Annotated in this window: 13 protein-coding genes; 4 read left to right on the forward strand and 9 right to left on the reverse strand. The window is 57.6% G+C overall.

Translation table 11 applies throughout. The features are described from left to right. Positions 1–23 precede the first annotated feature (23 nt). Positions 24–659: a sulfotransferase family 2 domain-containing protein gene (locus tag ACZ1G5_RS03585; protein ID WP_472731548.1), complete on the reverse strand. Its 636-nt coding sequence runs from the start codon at positions 657–659 to the stop codon at positions 24–26. Beyond that, positions 656–1,549, reverse strand: coding sequence for a DMT family transporter (locus ACZ1G5_RS03590; RefSeq protein ID WP_472731549.1), 894 nt, complete (start codon positions 1,547–1,549; stop codon positions 656–658). The genes ACZ1G5_RS03585 and ACZ1G5_RS03590 overlap by 4 nt, the downstream gene beginning before the upstream one ends. 93 nt (positions 1,550–1,642) lie before the next feature. Here ACZ1G5_RS03590 and ACZ1G5_RS03595 point away from each other — a divergent pair, with 93 nt between their 5' ends. Beyond that, positions 1,643–3,268, forward strand: coding sequence for an AMP-binding protein (locus ACZ1G5_RS03595; protein ID WP_472731550.1), 1,626 nt, complete (start codon positions 1,643–1,645; stop codon positions 3,266–3,268). 319 nt (positions 3,269–3,587) lie between these two features. Then, positions 3,588–4,604, forward strand: coding sequence for a hypothetical protein (locus tag ACZ1G5_RS03600; protein ID WP_472731551.1), 1,017 nt, complete (start codon positions 3,588–3,590; stop codon positions 4,602–4,604). A gap of 3 nt (positions 4,605–4,607) precedes the next feature. On the opposite strand, the gene upp is transcribed toward ACZ1G5_RS03600, so the two are convergent. Genes upp through ACZ1G5_RS03630 form a run of 6 tightly spaced genes read right to left on the reverse strand, consistent with a single transcriptional unit; the run spans position 4,608 to position 10,238 of the window. After that, positions 4,608–5,240: a uracil phosphoribosyltransferase gene (upp, locus tag ACZ1G5_RS03605; RefSeq protein WP_472731552.1), complete on the reverse strand. Its 633-nt coding sequence runs from the start codon at positions 5,238–5,240 to the stop codon at positions 4,608–4,610. Next, the gene (locus ACZ1G5_RS03610) at positions 5,237–6,226 is read right to left on the reverse strand and encodes an adenosine deaminase (RefSeq protein WP_472731553.1); all 990 of its coding nucleotides are present in this window, start codon (positions 6,224–6,226) and stop codon (positions 5,237–5,239) included. The genes upp and ACZ1G5_RS03610 overlap by 4 nt, the downstream gene beginning before the upstream one ends. Continuing rightward, positions 6,223–7,398: a phosphopentomutase gene (locus ACZ1G5_RS03615; protein WP_472731554.1), complete on the reverse strand. Its 1,176-nt coding sequence runs from the start codon at positions 7,396–7,398 to the stop codon at positions 6,223–6,225. The genes ACZ1G5_RS03610 and ACZ1G5_RS03615 overlap by 4 nt, the downstream gene beginning before the upstream one ends. Next, positions 7,398–8,699, reverse strand: a complete 1,302-nt coding sequence (locus tag ACZ1G5_RS03620) for a thymidine phosphorylase (RefSeq protein ID WP_472731555.1) — start codon at positions 8,697–8,699, stop codon at positions 7,398–7,400. Before ACZ1G5_RS03620 ends, ACZ1G5_RS03615 begins: the two co-directional genes overlap by 1 nt. A 3-nt stretch (positions 8,700–8,702) precedes the next feature. Continuing rightward, positions 8,703–9,095 (reverse strand): cytidine deaminase, encoded by a 393-nt coding sequence (locus ACZ1G5_RS03625; protein ID WP_472731556.1) that lies wholly within the window; start codon positions 9,093–9,095, stop codon positions 8,703–8,705. Between the two features lie 60 nt (positions 9,096–9,155). Next, positions 9,156–10,238, reverse strand: a complete 1,083-nt coding sequence (locus tag ACZ1G5_RS03630; protein WP_472731557.1) for a cupin domain-containing protein — start codon at positions 10,236–10,238, stop codon at positions 9,156–9,158. Positions 10,239–10,359: 121 nt separating this feature from the next. Here ACZ1G5_RS03630 and ACZ1G5_RS03635 point away from each other — a divergent pair, with 121 nt between their 5' ends. After that, the gene (locus ACZ1G5_RS03635; RefSeq protein ID WP_472731558.1) at positions 10,360–12,639 is read left to right on the forward strand and encodes an NADP-dependent malic enzyme; all 2,280 of its coding nucleotides are present in this window, start codon (positions 10,360–10,362) and stop codon (positions 12,637–12,639) included. A 161-nt stretch (positions 12,640–12,800) separates the two neighbouring features. Next, a complete protein-coding gene (gene prpE / locus ACZ1G5_RS03640) occupies positions 12,801–14,705 on the forward strand; it encodes a propionate-CoA ligase PrpE (protein ID WP_472731559.1) in 1,905 nt (634 codons plus the stop codon). Positions 14,706–15,265: 560 nt separating this feature from the next. Here prpE and ACZ1G5_RS03645 read toward each other — a convergent pair. Beyond that, entirely contained in the window at positions 15,266–16,030 is a 765-nt protein-coding gene (locus tag ACZ1G5_RS03645; protein ID WP_472731560.1) for an NAD kinase, read from the reverse strand. Positions 16,031–16,147 lie beyond the last annotated feature (117 nt).

The raw sequence follows: 16,147 nt of genomic DNA on the forward strand, positions 1-16,147 counted from the left end.
TCCCCATGCGGGGGTGCGCCACACTACAGCGTTGTCTGATATCCGAAACGTGCGATATCATCAGCTGCTATTTTCTGCACAATTTCAAAGCTTTCTGCATCATAATATATGTGCCACTCCGCGTCGCGCTCGGATGTATTCACATGCGGAATACTTAGCTGAAAGCCTAAGTGTTTCCATAGTGGTTCTAGGTCTGCGGGATACTCTAACCGGGCAAACAAATCGCACCGCTCCCGCCCTGACCCATCGATCAGATATGATGTATAACTATGCTGGCGCAACGTCGCCTGCATCGACCGATCGCGCAAGAAACCTGCAAAGCTATGCGCCTTTGCGACCGTGACAGCAGGATGATCAAACGCTTGCACGCGCAGCCAATGGTAATAGCTGACGATCCGATCCCACGGGTTGCGCACGAGCGTAAAGATAAAGGCGTCCGCTGGGTAAAGGCCCGCCACATCAGCCAATGTGCTGTGCTTCCACAAACGGCCCGGCGCTTGCAGCGCCTTCTGGCGCTTGCGCCGCCGTTTGGCTTTGGGTGTGTCGCCGATCAGAATATCATCTGCCGCCGCACGCTCTTCTAACGCCAAGGCCATGCTGGTCCCACCCGTTTTTGGGATATGCACAAAAACAAAGGATCGTTTGTGGGAAATGATCATGGCGTTCCGCGCAGGGCGATGACCGCACCTGACGCCACGATCAAAGCCATGCCGAACAGCGCCAATGGGGTGATCGCCTGATCCCACAGGTACCACGCCCAGCCGCTTGCAAAGATCAGCAAAGAAAACTCAAACACCGCAACAGCACTTGCCTCGCCAATCTGATAGCCCCGGAACAAACACATGATCCCGATTAGCGTACCGATGGCCTGCAATGCGATCCAAAAGACAATACTGGCGCCCAGAGGCATCCAACCGCGGCTGGCAAACCCATCCGCACCGGCCCCGACACCGGGAAAGACCAGACAGCCGACCGCGCCCATCAATGCCAGCACGACAAAGAACCCAGCGGTCAGTGAAAGCGTGCCCTCGCCTTCACACCATGCCCGCGTGGCGACCGCACCAATGGCATAGCACAGGCCCGCGGCGATGGGCAGAAAGGCCACCAAATCCAGATTGGCAGGGTCGGGCCGGATGACGATAAGCGCCCCTGCGAACCCCAGAAGGATCGCAAAGGTATGCAACGGCGTGATCCGCTTGCCTTGGAACACGGCCGCAATCAAAGCCACGAAAAGCGGCGCGGTAAAGAACCCTGCCACAACCAGCCCCACTGGCAGAATGGCCAAACAGCCAAAATAGATCAGCATGGAGATCCCCTGAATGGCACTGCGCGCAGCGACAGCGCCGAACCGCTTAGGCCGGATCACCCCCAGCCCCAGCGCCGCAACCGCGCCAATGATCCCCAAGGCCACGATGCTATGCAGCAGGTGAAACTGCCAAAGCGAACTGGCGTCGGTGATGTAGAGGATAAAATTATCGCTTAAACCCAGCACGGCCATACCTGCCAAAATCGTCAGGGCAGCACGGGTGGGGGTAACGGTTTGGGTCATGGAAACATCCACCTTCTTAATTCTGACTTCCAAAAACGACCAACATGGCGCAATACTCAACCCTCAAAGCGACAGGTGCTGCGGGAGGGCGACATGGGTTGGATGCGTGATGAAACGGGACTGGGCAAAAGAGCGGCCAATTACGTGCCGCTCACGCCATTGTCCCACTTGCAACGGGCAGCCCTGATTTTTGCGGATCGCGAGGCCGTTGTCTATGGCAAAACCCGGCTCACTTATGCCAAATACTATCGACGCGTGTCGCGGCTGGCCTCTGCGCTGACCAAGGTTGGGATCAAACCGGGCGATGTGGTGGCGACGATCCTGCCAAACGTGCCCGCGCAGTCAGAGGCCGCCTTTGGCGTGCCCGCCTGTGGTGCGGTTCTGAACACCATCAACACACGGCTGGATGTCGATACGATTGCCTATATTTTTGATCATGGCGAGGCCAAGATCGCCTTGGTCGATAGCCAATTCCTGCCCATGGCCATGGCCGCCGTCGATTTGATGGAAGGCCCCGCCCCCCTGATCATCGAAGTGCCCGACGATCAGGCTGGCGTGCATGCGATGGCCGAACAGCAAAACTACGAAGATTTTTTGGCCACCGGCGATCCCGACTTCGCCTGGGTACTGCCAGAGGACGAATGGGAAAGCCTTGCGCTGAACTATACCTCTGGCACCACAGGGCGGCCCAAAGGCGTGGTCTACCACCACCGGGGCGCTTACCTGATGACGATGGGCACACCCATCAGCTGGGAACTGCCGCTGTTCATGCGGTATCTGCAAATCGTCCCGCTGTTCCACTGCAACGGCTGGAACCACACATGGATGATGCCGGCCTTGGGCGGGACTGTCATTTGCTGTCGCGACGTATCAGCCAAAGCGGTCTATGACGCGATTGGCGATGAAGAGGTCACGCATTTCGGCGGCGCACCCATCGTGTTAAACCTGATCGTGAACGCAAAAGAGGAAGAGCGGCGCGCCTTTGACCATACGGTCGAGGTGTTCACGGCAGGCGCACCCCCTGCCCCGGCGACACTGGCCGCCATTGGCAAGCTGGGGTTCAATATCAAACAGGTTTACGGGCTGACCGAAACCTATGGGCATGTGACCGAATGCATCTGGGATGACGCATGGGATGCGCTGCCCGAAGATGAACAGGCCGCCATCAAAGCCCACCAAGGCGTGGCCTTCCCGATGATGGAAGACGTCACTGTTGTGGATGACACCATGGGACAAGTGCCGCGCGACGGAGCGACGCAGGGCGAGATCGTTATGCGCGGCAATGCGGTGATGAAAGGCTACCTCAAGAACGCCGAGGCGACTGAGAAAGCCTTTGCAGGAGGGTATTTTCATTCCGAGGACTTGGCTATCCAGCACCCCGGCGGGGCGATCCAAATCTCGGACCGGGCCAAGGACATCATCATCTCTGGCGGCGAAAACATCAGTTCGGTCGAGGTGGAAGGCGCGTTGATGCACCATCCGGCAGTGAACCTTTGCGCGGTCGTGGCGAAACCGGACGACAAATGGGGCGAAGTGCCTTGCGCCTTTGTTGAGCTGAAGGACGGCGCCGGCGCGGATGAGGCCGAGATAATCGCCTTTACGCGCGAACGGCTCGCCGGTTTCAAATGCCCCAAGAAGATCGTGTTTCAGGAGTTGCCGAAGACATCGACCGGGAAGATCCAAAAGTTTGAACTCAGAACGCTGGCCAAAGCACTTTGAGCATAGGACAGGATGCCTCCGGCGGAAGTTTGATTGGACATAGAAAGATATGGGTGCGCGCTGGTGTGTTGCCCGCTACAGGCTGACCGGGTCAGGTCTGCACCAGCGCGACTTTCCACGTCACGGTCATCAACGCTTCCGCCTGTACCGCGCCTGAGACCGTACGAAGGCTTGGTTAATGAACTCTTGATTTTCTTCGTCCAATCAAACTTCCCCCGGAGGGTCAGGTCTTTCCATCAGCGCCACGGCCACATGTGCGTTTCCAACATGACATTCTGTCCCACCCACGTTACCCTTTGGCAAAAAGGGCAATGAGCAGATGACGGCACTTGACCGATACGTCCGGTTGGAAAGCGACGCGTTGTGGCGCGCAGCACCCGATGAGCAACGGCGCGACGTGACCATCTCTTTTGGCGATGCGACTCTGGTGATCGCCGATGCAACAGGGCGACCATTGGCGCATTGGTCACTGCCCGCCCTGATCCGCCAAAACCCCGAAGACACGCCCGCGATTTATGCCCCCGATGATGATGCCAGTGAAATCCTCGAGATCACCGACAACACAATGATCGAGGCGATTGAAGAAGTGCGCAAGGCGCTTGCCAAATCCCGTCCGCATCCGGGCAAACTGCGCCATTGGCTGACGGGTGGATTGATCGTTATCACTTTGGCACTTGCGGTTTTTTGGTTGCCCGGCGCGCTCACCCGGCAAACGCTTGCTGTCGTTCCGACCCCGAAACGCATGGAAATCGGGACCGAGATGCTGGCCTACATGCAAAGTGAAACGGGCGCGATGTGCCAATCAGAACGCGCCACTGGTGCCGCGACACGCTTTCTCCAGCGCCTTTTTGGGCCTGATACATCTGCACGCCTTGTCGTTGTTCCCAAGCTTCAACAAGCGGCTGTCGCTCTGCCGGGCGGGTTAATCCTGCTGGACTATGGTGTGCTCCAACTTTCGGATGATCCTGCCGTAGCGGCGGGCTTTGTTCTTGCCAGTCAGGCCGCGGTCGCCGATGCAGATCCACTGGAAAGCCTGCTGAAGCAGGAAGGGCTTGGCACCACGTTTCGCCTTTTGACAACCGGTGAAATTCCCAGCGATATCTTACGTCGCAACGCTATGGCCATGGTGCGGGGCGAACCTGCGGGACCAGATCCCGACCTGTTGCGCATGATCCTTGCCACCGCACAGATACCACAAGCCCCGTATCTTGCCGCCGTGGATGCCCGCACTGGCACCATGCCAGAACTGGACGCTGATCCACTTCTTGAGCGGAGCATTCCTTTGATTCTGACGGATAGCGACTGGGTCAGTCTTCAGAACATCTGCAATATTTGAGGTCTATTTCGTCCCGAACATCCGGTCACCGGCGTCGCCAAGACCCGGCACGATATAGCCTTTTTCATTCAGATGGCTGTCAATCGCGGCAGTCACGATTGGCACGTCGGGATGGGCCTGCTGCATGCGTGCGATACCTTCTGGTGCAGCGAGCAGACATAGAAACCTGATATTCGTGGCACCCGCCTCTTTCAGCAAATCTATGGCTGCAACAGAAGAGTTTCCCGTCGCCAACATCGGATCGACTGCGATGACCAAACGGTCTTCCAGTTCGGTTGGCACCTTGAAGTAATATTGGACGGGCTTGAGTGTTTCCTCATCGCGGTAAAGTCCGACAAACCCAACACGCGCTGATGGGATCAGTTCGAGCACACCGTCCAGCAGACCGTTGCCCGCACGCAGGATCGACACAAGCGCCAGCTTTTTGCCATCAATGACCGGCGCATCCATCGGCTCTAGCGGGGTATCAATCCGCTTGGTTGTCATGGGCAGGCCGCGCGTCACCTCATAGGCCAGCAGTTGACTGATCTCGCGCAGCAATTGCCGGAAGACAGCCGTCGATGTGTCCTGCTGACGCATGAGCGTCAGCTTGTGTTGCACAAGCGGATGCGTGACGTGGGTGACATGATCGGTCATTGGGCAGGCTCCAGTTTTTTGGCCACGCGGGCCTTCGTGTCATCATCACAAAAGGCCGCCGCGAGGGCGGTTTTGTTCAAGGCTCGAAAATCATCTGCGCCCCAGTCAAACGTGCGGTGAAGCATGTCATATTCGGCTGTCATTGTCGTATGGAAGAAAGGCGGATCATCAGTTGACACGGTCACTTTGACGCCCGCGTCCCGCAATTTGGCAATCGGGTGGTCGTGCCAGCCACTCACGGCCTTCAGCACGACGTTTGACCCCGGGCAGACCTCTAGTGTGATACCCCGGTCTGCGATCTCTTCGACAAGTGCCGGATCTTCGATGGCCCCAATTCCATGTCCGATCCGCGAGACCCGCAAATCGCGGATCGTCTCGGCGACCATTGATGCGCCGCCCCATTCGCCCGCATGGCAGGTCAGCGGCATTCCGGCCTCGCGGGCCATATCAAAACTGTAGGCATAGTCACCCGGGCGTCCCACCATTTCACCCCCGGCCATACCGTATCCGGTGATAAAATCCCCGAACGTCTCTGCCGCACACAAGGCTGCCGGTTTGCACGCCTCTGGTCCAAAATGGCGGATGCCCGTCACGATCCCTTTCAACGTGATGCCAAGCTTTTCTTCCGCCTCGGCAGCCGCGTCTTGCATCGCTGCCAGATAATCTTTCCATGCTGCCAAATCACCCCCGCCGCAAAAATCAGGTGACACGAATGTCTCCATATAAACCACACCATGCGCTGCGGTTTCTTCGAGCACGGCCATCGTCAAGCGGCGAAAATCTTCGGGGCTTTGCAAGGTTGTGCATGCCGCCTCATAAACCTGTAAGAAGTGGTCGAAATCACGGAATGCATAGCCGCCATCTGGCGCAAATATCCCGCTGATATCAATCTTCTTTTCAGCGGCAAGCCCTTTGATGAAAGCAGGCGGTGCGCAGCCTTCAAGATGGGTATGGAGTTCGACCTTTGGTATCGCTTGAAAGTTCATAGAAAACTCTTTCCTTCGCCCTCATAAGCCACATCCAAATGGGCGGCGATCGTGGCGGCAACATCGGTAAATGCCAGATGATCCAAGGACCGCGCGCCAACCCCATGCACCAGAACCGGGACCCGTTCGCGGGTGTGATCCGTGCCGGCCCATGTCGGGTCATTGCCATGATCAGCGGTGACGATCAACAGGTCGTCGTCGCGCAACTGCGCAAGCAAAGTGCGAAGTTCCCCGTCAAACCACATAAGATGCTGAGCATAGCCGACGGGATCGCGCCGATGCCCGTATTCACTGTCAAATTCGACCAGATTGGCAAAAACGAATGACCCAGCGGTGGCCTGCTCTGCCAGATCATGCACATGTTGCATCAAGGCGGCATCTCGTCCTTTGCGTAGGTCATCAATCCCCCGCATGGAAAAGATATCGCCAATTTTTCCCACCGCATGCACCGTGCGCCCGGCATCATGCACATAGTCACAGATCGTGGGTGCCGGCGGGGCGATGGCAAAGTCTTTGCGGTTGGCGGTCCGGTCGAAATTCCCCACCCTGCCCAAAAATGGCCGGGCGATGACCCGTCCGACCTTCATCTGATGCAGCGTGGGCGCAAGGTCTTTGCAAAGCTGCATCAACCGCTCAAGCCCAAACGCCTCTTCATGGGCCGCGATTTGCAGCACGCTGTCTGCTGAGGTGTAGCAGATCGGCCAGCCGGTCTTGAGATGTGCCGCGCCCTCTTGCTCGATCACCTGCGTCCCCGAGGCGTGACGGTTTCCCAAAATACCCGCCGCGCCCGCCTTTTCACAAATCAACGCGGTTAGATCGGCCGGAAAGGCGGGATCTGCATTCGGGAAAACGTGCCAGTCCCACGGCACAGGGACACCTGCAAGTTCCCAATGGCCTGAGGGGGTATCTTTGCCGCGCGACACTTCGGTGGCGGCACCCCACGCACCGGTCGGTTCGGCGTCCAGGCCGATGGCACGTTCACCAGATGCCAAATGCACTGCGGCACCAAGACCCAGGGCATCAAGGGTCGGCACGCGCAACGCTGTCTTGCGCGCGATATGTGCGACCGTGTTGGCACCGGTGTCGGGTAGGTCACCATTGAAGAACTGCCCCGCATCCGGCGCGCCGCCAATCCCAACGCTATCAATCACAATCAAAAAGGCGCGTGGCATCAGGTGATCCCTTCCAAAATGAGCGGCCCCGGCACGGCCGCATCACCGATCGTAATCGCCGCCTGCACCGCAATTGCCGCTGCGACCGCGTCATCCTCGGTGGCGGCATGCAAAACGCACAGTGGATCACCGCGGGTCACGGCATCACCCAGTCCCACCATCTCGGTCAGGCCGACACTGGGATCCACACGATCCGTTTCGACGCGACGTCCGCCACCCAGCCCCACGACGACAAGGCCCAGCGCTTCGCCATCAATGGCAGCAATATGGCCCGACCGAGGGGCTGTGACTTCGCCAACGATAGGGGCTTTGGGAAGATGTGTATGCCAATCATGCGCCATGTCGGGCGGCCCACCCAACGCGGCAATCATCTGGGCAAACCGTTCCATCGCGGCACCAGAGCTGATTGCAGTTGTCACACGATCAGTTGCCGACGCAGGCTCTTGCCCTTGCATGATCAAGAGTTGGGCGCACAAGGCGACGGTCAAGTCGTAAAGACGGGGTGCAGCGGCCTTGTTTCCTGCCAGCACCTCCATGCACACTGCAACTTCGACCGCATTTCCCAGCGCAGGGGCAAGCGGTTCATTCATATCGGTGATCAATGCAGCTGTTTTGCAGCCTGCGCCATTGGCGGCATCAACCAAGGCGCGCGCCAGCGCGCGGGCGTCTTCTTGGGTCTTCATAAATGCGCCCGACCCGCATTTGACGTCAAGGATCAGACTTTGCAGTCCCGCCGCCAGTTTTTTGGACAGGATCGACGCGGTGATCAAATCTATACTTTCGACGGTCGCGGTGACATCGCGTATTGCGTACAAACGACGGTCTGCAGGGGCGATCTGGCCGGTCGCACTGACAATTGCGCACCCGACCTCGCGGGTGATCAGACGAAACTGCTTTTCGGTCACGTTGATGTTCAGCCCGGGAATAGCCTCCAGCTTGTCCAACGTCCCGCCCGTATGCCCCAAGCCCCGTCCGGAAATCATCGGCACATAGGCACCACACGCAGCAAGAGTTGGCGCAAGCACAAGCGACACACAGTCGCCGATACCTCCTGTAGAATGCTTGTCCACCACCGGACCGGGCAAGTCCCAGGCCATCACATCGCCGCTGTCGCGCATGCCTTGGGTCAATGCGATACGGCCCTCATCACTTAAACCATTCAGCACAACCGCCATTGCAAAGGCTCCGGCCTGCGCATCGCTGACTTCGCCCGAGGCCAGACCTTGGGCAAACCACGTCAGCTGTTCTTGCGTTGGTGTTGTCTTGCCGCGAACGGCAGCAATGATCGCGCGGGCGTCCATCCGTTAGACGCGGCTCATATAGTCAGCATCAAAGCTGCCGGGCAAAAGCGCTGCGACCGTTGTTTCATGTATCACACCATCAGTGGTGGCGAGCGTGACTTTCACCTCACCTTGCGCAAATTCTGCGATTTTCTGACGGCAGCCACCACACGGGCTGACAGGTTTTGGACTGTCGGCAATGACCGCAATTTCGGCAATTGCGATATCCCCGGCGGCGACCATCGCCGCAATTGCGCCGGCCTCTGCACAGGTCCCTTCGGGATAGGCCACGTTTTCGACGTTGCACCCGACATAGACGGCCCCTGATGTCGCCTTCAGCGCGGCGCCCACTTTGAACTTCGAATAGGGTGCATGCGCGTTTTCACGCGCGATGCGCGCGCTTTCGATCAAAGACATGTTGGCCTCCAATTTCACTTCCGCTCAGAGTGTGACGGGAAGCAGGCGGATGCAAGAGCCTTAGGTGACCGTAAACCCGCCCGGCAAGGCGACTTCGAGCAATTCCAAATCATCGGAAGGGGCAAAATAACGGGTCTGCATACCCGGTGGAATGACGAAGGCATCACCGGGAGATAATGCAAACGGCTCTTTCCCCTCTCCCTCTAACGTCATTGTCCCTTCCATCACAAAGGTGAAGTGGATGTCTGCGTCATGGCTCGTCCAAACCGGTTCACCCTGCCCTTTGCGCAGCACATTCACGCCCGCGACACCGCTTGTATTTGCAGCAATGGTCGTATCGCGCGCTATGAAGCCCGGTAAATGTGCCGAGTGCCACTGCGCCTTATGCGCCTCGTTAAAGACAAACCGCTGCCCGTGCCATTCCCGGTCAGGACGCAGATGCGGGGTCGGCAATGTCATATCATGGTCAATTTCGGTGATATGTTCGGCGGGTACTCCGATTTCAATCACTTCGATCCCATCGGATGCTTGCAGCACCCGGTGCCGGATTTCCGGCGGCTGGATAAAGCAATCGCCAGCGGTCAGACGCATCGGCGGACCTTGGTCTTCGTACACCACGTCAACCCACCCACGGTAACAAAAGATCAACTGAAACCCGACTTTGTGAAAATGCACCATGTCGGGAACCGGGCCACCATCGGGGATGCGAATGTGACTGGCAATGACGGACCCACCAAGACGGCTTGGGATCAGGTCCCGGTATTGCATGCCCGCGCGGCCAATCACCCAAGGAGCCTGATCCGCCAGTCTGCGGACAACAAAGGCATGATCCGTTTGTGGCAATTCCAATGGTGGATTGAGCGGAAGAATCTTGACGACTGTGCCACCGGGCGAGATCAGGTCTTTTGCACCGTGTGCAAAATCGGGATTGTCCGTCAAAATTCGCAGTCCGGGGTTCACGCCGGCGCTTTGATCCAAACGTACCCGCAGGCCATGGCCAGAATACACAGCAACCGACGGATCATCCGCCGGATAGATCATATCCAGCCGCATCCCAAGCGTTTCGCCGAAAAACCCCAGATCCGCACGAAGATCAGTGGTGCTCAGGTTTACTTCGGCCTTTATGTCATGTTCATCGTTCATGCTCTGCACCCTGTCGCCGGGCCAAATTATTTGCAAGAGTAGCGCATCAAGATTGACCACAACCACGGCTTTCCCTAAGGAAAGGAAAATGGTTTAACGTTAAACCATATTGGAGGACGGAATGGCAGACGACGCAAAAGATGGTCTAAGGCAGGCAGCACTTGACTATCATCAGTTCCCCAAGCCCGGAAAACTGGAAATCCGCGCAACCAAACCAATGGCTAACGGGCGCGACCTTGCGCGCGCCTATTCACCCGGTGTGGCCGAGGCCTGCATTGAAATCAAAGCAGAGCCTGACGCGGCCCGAGACTATACATCGCGTGGTAATCTTGTAGCTGTTGTCACGAACGGATCGGCCGTTTTGGGCCTTGGGAATATCGGTGCGCTTGCATCCAAACCAGTCATGGAAGGCAAAGCGGTTCTCTTCAAGAAATTCGCAAACATCGACTGTTTCGACATTGAGTTGAATGAACCCGACCCGGAAAAACTCGCCGATATCGTCTGTGCGTTGGAGCCGACCTTCGGTGCAATCAACCTCGAAGATATCAAGGCGCCCGACTGCTTTATCGTTGAAAAGCTGTGCAACGAGCGGATGAACATTCCCGTCTTTCATGACGACCAACACGGCACGGCCATCGTCGTCGGGGCGGCGGCGACCAATGCGCTACGTATCGCGGGTAAGAAATTCGAAGATATCAAGATCGTTAGCACGGGCGGCGGTGCCGCTGGTATTGCTTGCCTCAACATGCTGCTGAAACTCGGGGTGAAACGCGAAAACGTTTATTTGTGCGACATAGAAGGCCTTGTTTATCAGGGCCGTGAAAAGGACATGACCCCTCAAAAGGCCGAGTATGCGCAAGGCACGATCCCTGCAACGCTGACTGATGTCATAAATGGCGCTGACCTCTTTTTGGGCCTTTCCGGCCCCGGTGTCCTGACGCCCGAGATGGTCAAGAAGATGGCTGATCGCCCGATCATCTTTGCGCTCGCCAACCCGAACCCAGAGATCAACCCCGATGATGCCCGCGCCGCCAACCCTGACGCAATCATCGCGACAGGGCGCAGCGATTTCCCCAATCAGGTCAACAACGTCCTGTGTTTTCCGTTCATCTTCCGCGGCGCGCTCGACGTGGGTGCCACCGAAATCAACGATGAGATGAAGATCGCCTGTGTGGAAGGTATTGCCGCCCTCGCCCGCGCGACAACCAGCGCCGAGGCTGCGGCCGCGTACAAGGGCGAACAACTTACTTTTGGCGCAGACTACCTGATCCCAAAGCCCTTTGATCCTCGTCTGATGGGCGTCGTTGCAAGCGCTGTTGCCGGTGCTGCAATCAAAACCGGGGTTGCCAAACGCCCAGTCGCGGATATGGACGCCTACAAAGCCGACCTCGACGGATCGGTGTTCAAATCCGCCATGATCATGCGCCCGGTGTTTGAGGCCGCGCGGACCGCTTCACGCCGTATCGTCTTTGCAGAAGGCGAAGATGAGCGTGTCTTGCGGGCCTCTCAGGCGATCATGGAAGAAACGACCGACACCCCAATCCTGATTGGCCGACCAGAGGTGATCGAGCGCCGGTGCGAGCGTGCCGGTCTGAAAATCCGGCCTGGCGTCGACTTCAGCATCGTGAACCCTGAAAGTGATCCGCGCTACCGCGACTATTGGGAAAGCTATCACGGTTTGATGGCACGCAAAGGGGTCACACCCGATCTTGCAAAGGCCATCATGCGCACCAACACCACGGCGATTGCTGCCGTCATGGTTCACCGTGAAGAAGCCGACAGCATGATCTGCGGCACATTCGGCCAATTCCTTTGGCACCTCAACTATGTCTGCCAAATTCTTGGGGACGCGTCTTATCACCCGATTGCGGGTCTGTCGTTGATGATCCTGGAAGATGGTCCACTCTTTGTCGCAGATACGCAGGTGCATCCAGAACCCACGCCACAGCAGATTTCCGAAACCGTCATCGGTGCCGCGCGCCATGTGCGCCGCTTCGGCGTCGAACCACGGATTGCGCTGTGTTCCCACAGCCAATTCGGCAATCTCGACAGTGATAGTGGACGCCGGATGCGGGCTGCGATGGAAATCCTTGATAGCGCCCCACGCGACTTTGCCTACGAGGGCGAGATGCATGTTGATGCTGCCTTGGATGTTGAACTGCGCAACCGGGTGTTCCCGGCAGCGCATCTGCCCGGTGCTGCCAACACGCTGGTTTTTGCCAATACGGATGCGGCCTCTGGCGTGCGCAATATCCTGAAGATGAAGGGTGGCGGGCTGGAGGTTGGCCCGATCCTGATGGGCATGGGCAACCGCTGTCATATCGTCACCCCGTCAATCACGGCACGCGGACTACTGAATATGTCCGCCGTGGCCGGTACACCTGTGGCCCATTACGGCTAGGCCACTGTCTTTCTATATCCAATCAAACTTCCGCCGGCGGCATTCCAAAACGCGCCCCGCATCCTGCGGCGCCCAAAAAGCTGCAGCGGCCAACGTACATCTGCTTGCCGCGCCAATGGCCTCGGCTTAACACTATTGCGAACCGCTTTGGGGAGGACGATATGGGCTACGCTGATGTTTATGGCGCTTGGAAGAATGATCCAGAAGGTTTCTGGATGGATCAAGCCAAGGCAATTGATTGGGTCACACCACCGACCAAGGCGCTCGATGATCGTAAGGCCCCCCTTTATCGCTGGTTCACCGATGCGCAGGTCAACACCTGCTACAATGCCGTTGATCGTCACGTGGAAAACGGACGCGGTGATCAGGCGGCGATCATCTATGACAGCCCCATCACCAACACCAAACGCAGCATTTCCTATGCAGAACTACAAAGCCGTGTCGCCTCACTCGCTGGTGCATTGCGGGCAAAGGGCGTCGAAAAAGGCGACCGCGTCATCATCTATATGCCAATGATTCCAGAAGCGCTTGAAGCGATGCTGGCCTGTGCCCGTCTGGGTGCCATCCACTCGGTTGTCTTTGGGGGCTTTGCCGCGAATGAACTGGCCGTGCGGATCGACGACGCGACCCCAAAAGCGATCATCGCGGGGTCCTGTGGTGTCGAACCTGGGCGGGTTGTGCAATATAAACCCTTACTCGACGGTGCAATTGAGCTGGCGACCCACAAACCGGACTTCACGGTGATATTTCAACGCGAACAAGACGTTGCAGAACTGATCGCAGGTCGTGACTACGATTGGAACGATTTTCAGGCAGGCGTTGACCCAGCTGAATGCGTCCCCGTCAGCGGCGACCACCCGGCTTATATCCTTTACACCTCTGGCACCACGGGCGCGCCCAAAGGCGTTGTGCGTCCCACCGCTGGGCACCTCGTCGCCCTTAACTGGACGATGAAGTCTATCTACAACGTCGACCCCGGTGATGTGTTCTGGGCAGCGTCGGATGTCGGCTGGGTCGTGGGCCATTCCTACATCTGCTATGCGCCCCTGATCCACGGCAACACCACCGTTGTCTTCGAAGGCAAGCCCATCGGCACCCCCGATGCTGGCACCTTCTGGCGGGTGATAGAGGAACATAACGTCAAATCCTTCTTCACTGCCCCTACCGCATTCCGTGCGATCAAGCGCGAAGACCCGAAGGGCGAGATGATCAAGAACTACGATATTTCGGGTTTGCGTGCTCTTTATCTGGCAGGTGAACGCGCCGACCCTGACACAATCGAATGGGCCCAGCGCGTTATGGGCGTGCCGGTCTATGACCACTGGTGGCAGACCGAAACGGGCTACACCATCGCAGGCAATCCTGCCGGGATCGAAGCGCTACCGGTCAAGATCGGCTCGCCTACTGTTGCGATGCCCGGCTATGACGTGCAAATTCTGGATGATGGCGGGCATCCGTTGCCAGCGGGCGAATTGGGCGCGATTGCGGTCAAGCTCCCCCTGCCTCCCGGCACCCTGCCGACGCTGTGGAATGCCGAGGACCGCTTTATCAAATCCTACCTCAACACCTTCCCCGGTTACTATGAGACCGGGGATGCAGGGATGATTGATGAGGACGGCTATCTCTACATCATGGCGCGCACGGACGATGTGATTAACGTGGCCGGGCACCGGCTGTCGACTGGGGCGATGGAAGAAGTGTTAGCAGGCCACCCAGATGTGGGCGAATGCGCTGTGATCGGGGTGACGGACGAACTCAAGGGACAATTGCCCATGGGTTTCGTCTGCCTGAACAAAGGCTGCGACCGCCCGCATGACGAGATCGAAAAAGAGGTTGTGAAATCCGTGCGCGATACGATTGGGCCGGTGGCCGCCTTCAAACTGGTTGTGGTGGTGGACCGGCTACCGAAGACACGTTCCGGGAAAATTTTGCGTGGTACGATGGTGAAGATCGCGGATGGCGCAGAGTTCAAAATGCCCGCGACGATTGATGACCCCGCGATCTTGGATGAGATTAGAGACGCGTTGAAGCCGTTGGGGTATGCGAGGGGCTATAAGCACACCTGACGCGTCCGCTGAGATGGTGCTGCCGTGGCCCGCTCTGAGGCCAACCCGTGGATTGGACACCTTGCATCGAATGGCAAAACAGCGAGACTCTGCTCCGCAATATTTTCACGTCTGTTCGCATACTCCAACAATCTCTAACTCTACCAAGGTGCGGTTGTTATTAGACAACCCTCTCGCTCCCTCGATCAGCATTTTGCCGGGTCCCGCAACCGTAGCGCGATAGCTGCATCCCTCGTGTAGACGATCGAAGAACGACTCGCGCGATTGCTGAAAGAATACAAAGCGACGAGAATCTGGAAGTACAAAATGTCCGTGGTCAGTCAGCACGGTTCCACAATAGACAAGGCTTTTCTCTGGACGACTGGAGCGGCTTTTTTCACCATGGATGCGGCTGCGTGTCGAACGGCATTCGCGCGCTGCATCAATATCTGTAACTGTTAGGACTACTGTTTGCCTGTTTATTATCCATGGTACCGCCATTATGGCCGACATCGAAACTAGCGGGACAGCGGCAAATAAAAAAACTCTCCCGAGTGAGCGGGATTTATCTTCCGTCGAATTCAAGCAAACTGCTCCCTGATCAGCCGCTCCTCCAACCCATGCCCAGGATCAAACAATATCCGGTGCGCGATGGATGGCTCGGAATGGATTTCTACACTCACCACATCCCGTACCGATTTCCCGTCGGCATCCGCCATCACAGGCCGCTTGCCCGGATCAATCACATCAAAGCGCACGACCGCCTTTTTGGGCAACAATGCCCCGCGCCAGCGCCGAGGTCGGAAGGCAGCCATCGCGGTCAAAGCCAGCACATCAGAGCCAATCGGCAGGATCGGACCGTGCGCGGAATAGTTATAGGCCGTTGACCCCGCAGGTGTCGCCACCAGTGCCCCATCGCAAACCAATTCGTTCATCCGTAGCTTGCCATCTACCGTGATCCGCAGTTTGGCCGCCTGGGGCCCGGCGCGCAGCAGGCTGACTTCGTTGATCGCAAGCGCCTCATGCATGGTGCCATCGACAGTCAGGGCGGTCATCGTCAGCGGGTTGATCACCTCTTCCTCGGCCTCATCCAGACGTTGCTGTAGATCTGCTTCATGAAATTCGTTCATCAAGAACCCGACGGTGCCCCGGTTCATGCCGTAGACAGGCACATCGAGCCCTTGGGTGCCGTGCAGCGTCTGCAACATGAAACCATCGCCGCCCAAAGCCACGATCACATCCGCTTCGGCCGGGGGCACGTCACCATGCGCCTGCGACAACTCGCGCAAAGCTGTTTGCGCGATTGGTACCGGGCTGGCGACAAATGCGATCTTGGGGCGGGGCATCGGTTAAAAGCCTTTCATTTCCGATAAGTTGTGCGGTGATCGGCCCCGAAACGCAAGACGCCGATACGAAACGCGTCTGACCTACTCATAAAGATCATGGTCGTTTTGATGCTTTAG

Source organism: Yoonia sp. JB2-21, assembly GCF_055693545.1.

Coding starts and splice junctions, on each gene's coding strand:
- ACZ1G5_RS03615 (WP_472731554.1), bottom strand. CDS start 7,398: ATGCCACGCGCCTTTTTGATTGTGATTGATAGCGTTGGGATTGGCGGC.
- ACZ1G5_RS03600 (WP_472731551.1), top strand. CDS start 3,588: ATGACGGCACTTGACCGATACGTCCGGTTGGAAAGCGACGCGTTGTGG.
- ACZ1G5_RS03590 (WP_472731549.1), bottom strand. CDS start 1,549: ATGACCCAAACCGTTACCCCCACCCGTGCTGCCCTGACGATTTTGGCA.
- prpE (WP_472731559.1), top strand. CDS start 12,801: ATGGGCTACGCTGATGTTTATGGCGCTTGGAAGAATGATCCAGAAGGT.
- ACZ1G5_RS03645 (WP_472731560.1), bottom strand. CDS start 16,030: ATGCCCCGCCCCAAGATCGCATTTGTCGCCAGCCCGGTACCAATCGCG.
- ACZ1G5_RS03595 (WP_472731550.1), top strand. CDS start 1,643: ATGGGTTGGATGCGTGATGAAACGGGACTGGGCAAAAGAGCGGCCAAT.
- ACZ1G5_RS03635 (WP_472731558.1), top strand. CDS start 10,360: ATGGCAGACGACGCAAAAGATGGTCTAAGGCAGGCAGCACTTGACTAT.
- ACZ1G5_RS03610 (WP_472731553.1), bottom strand. CDS start 6,226: ATGAACTTTCAAGCGATACCAAAGGTCGAACTCCATACCCATCTTGAA.
- ACZ1G5_RS03585 (WP_472731548.1), bottom strand. CDS start 659: ATGATCATTTCCCACAAACGATCCTTTGTTTTTGTGCATATCCCAAAA.
- ACZ1G5_RS03625 (WP_472731556.1), bottom strand. CDS start 9,095: ATGTCTTTGATCGAAAGCGCGCGCATCGCGCGTGAAAACGCGCATGCA.
- ACZ1G5_RS03630 (WP_472731557.1), bottom strand. CDS start 10,238: ATGAACGATGAACATGACATAAAGGCCGAAGTAAACCTGAGCACCACT.
- upp (WP_472731552.1), bottom strand. CDS start 5,240: ATGACCGATCATGTCACCCACGTCACGCATCCGCTTGTGCAACACAAG.
- ACZ1G5_RS03620 (WP_472731555.1), bottom strand. CDS start 8,699: ATGGACGCCCGCGCGATCATTGCTGCCGTTCGCGGCAAGACAACACCA.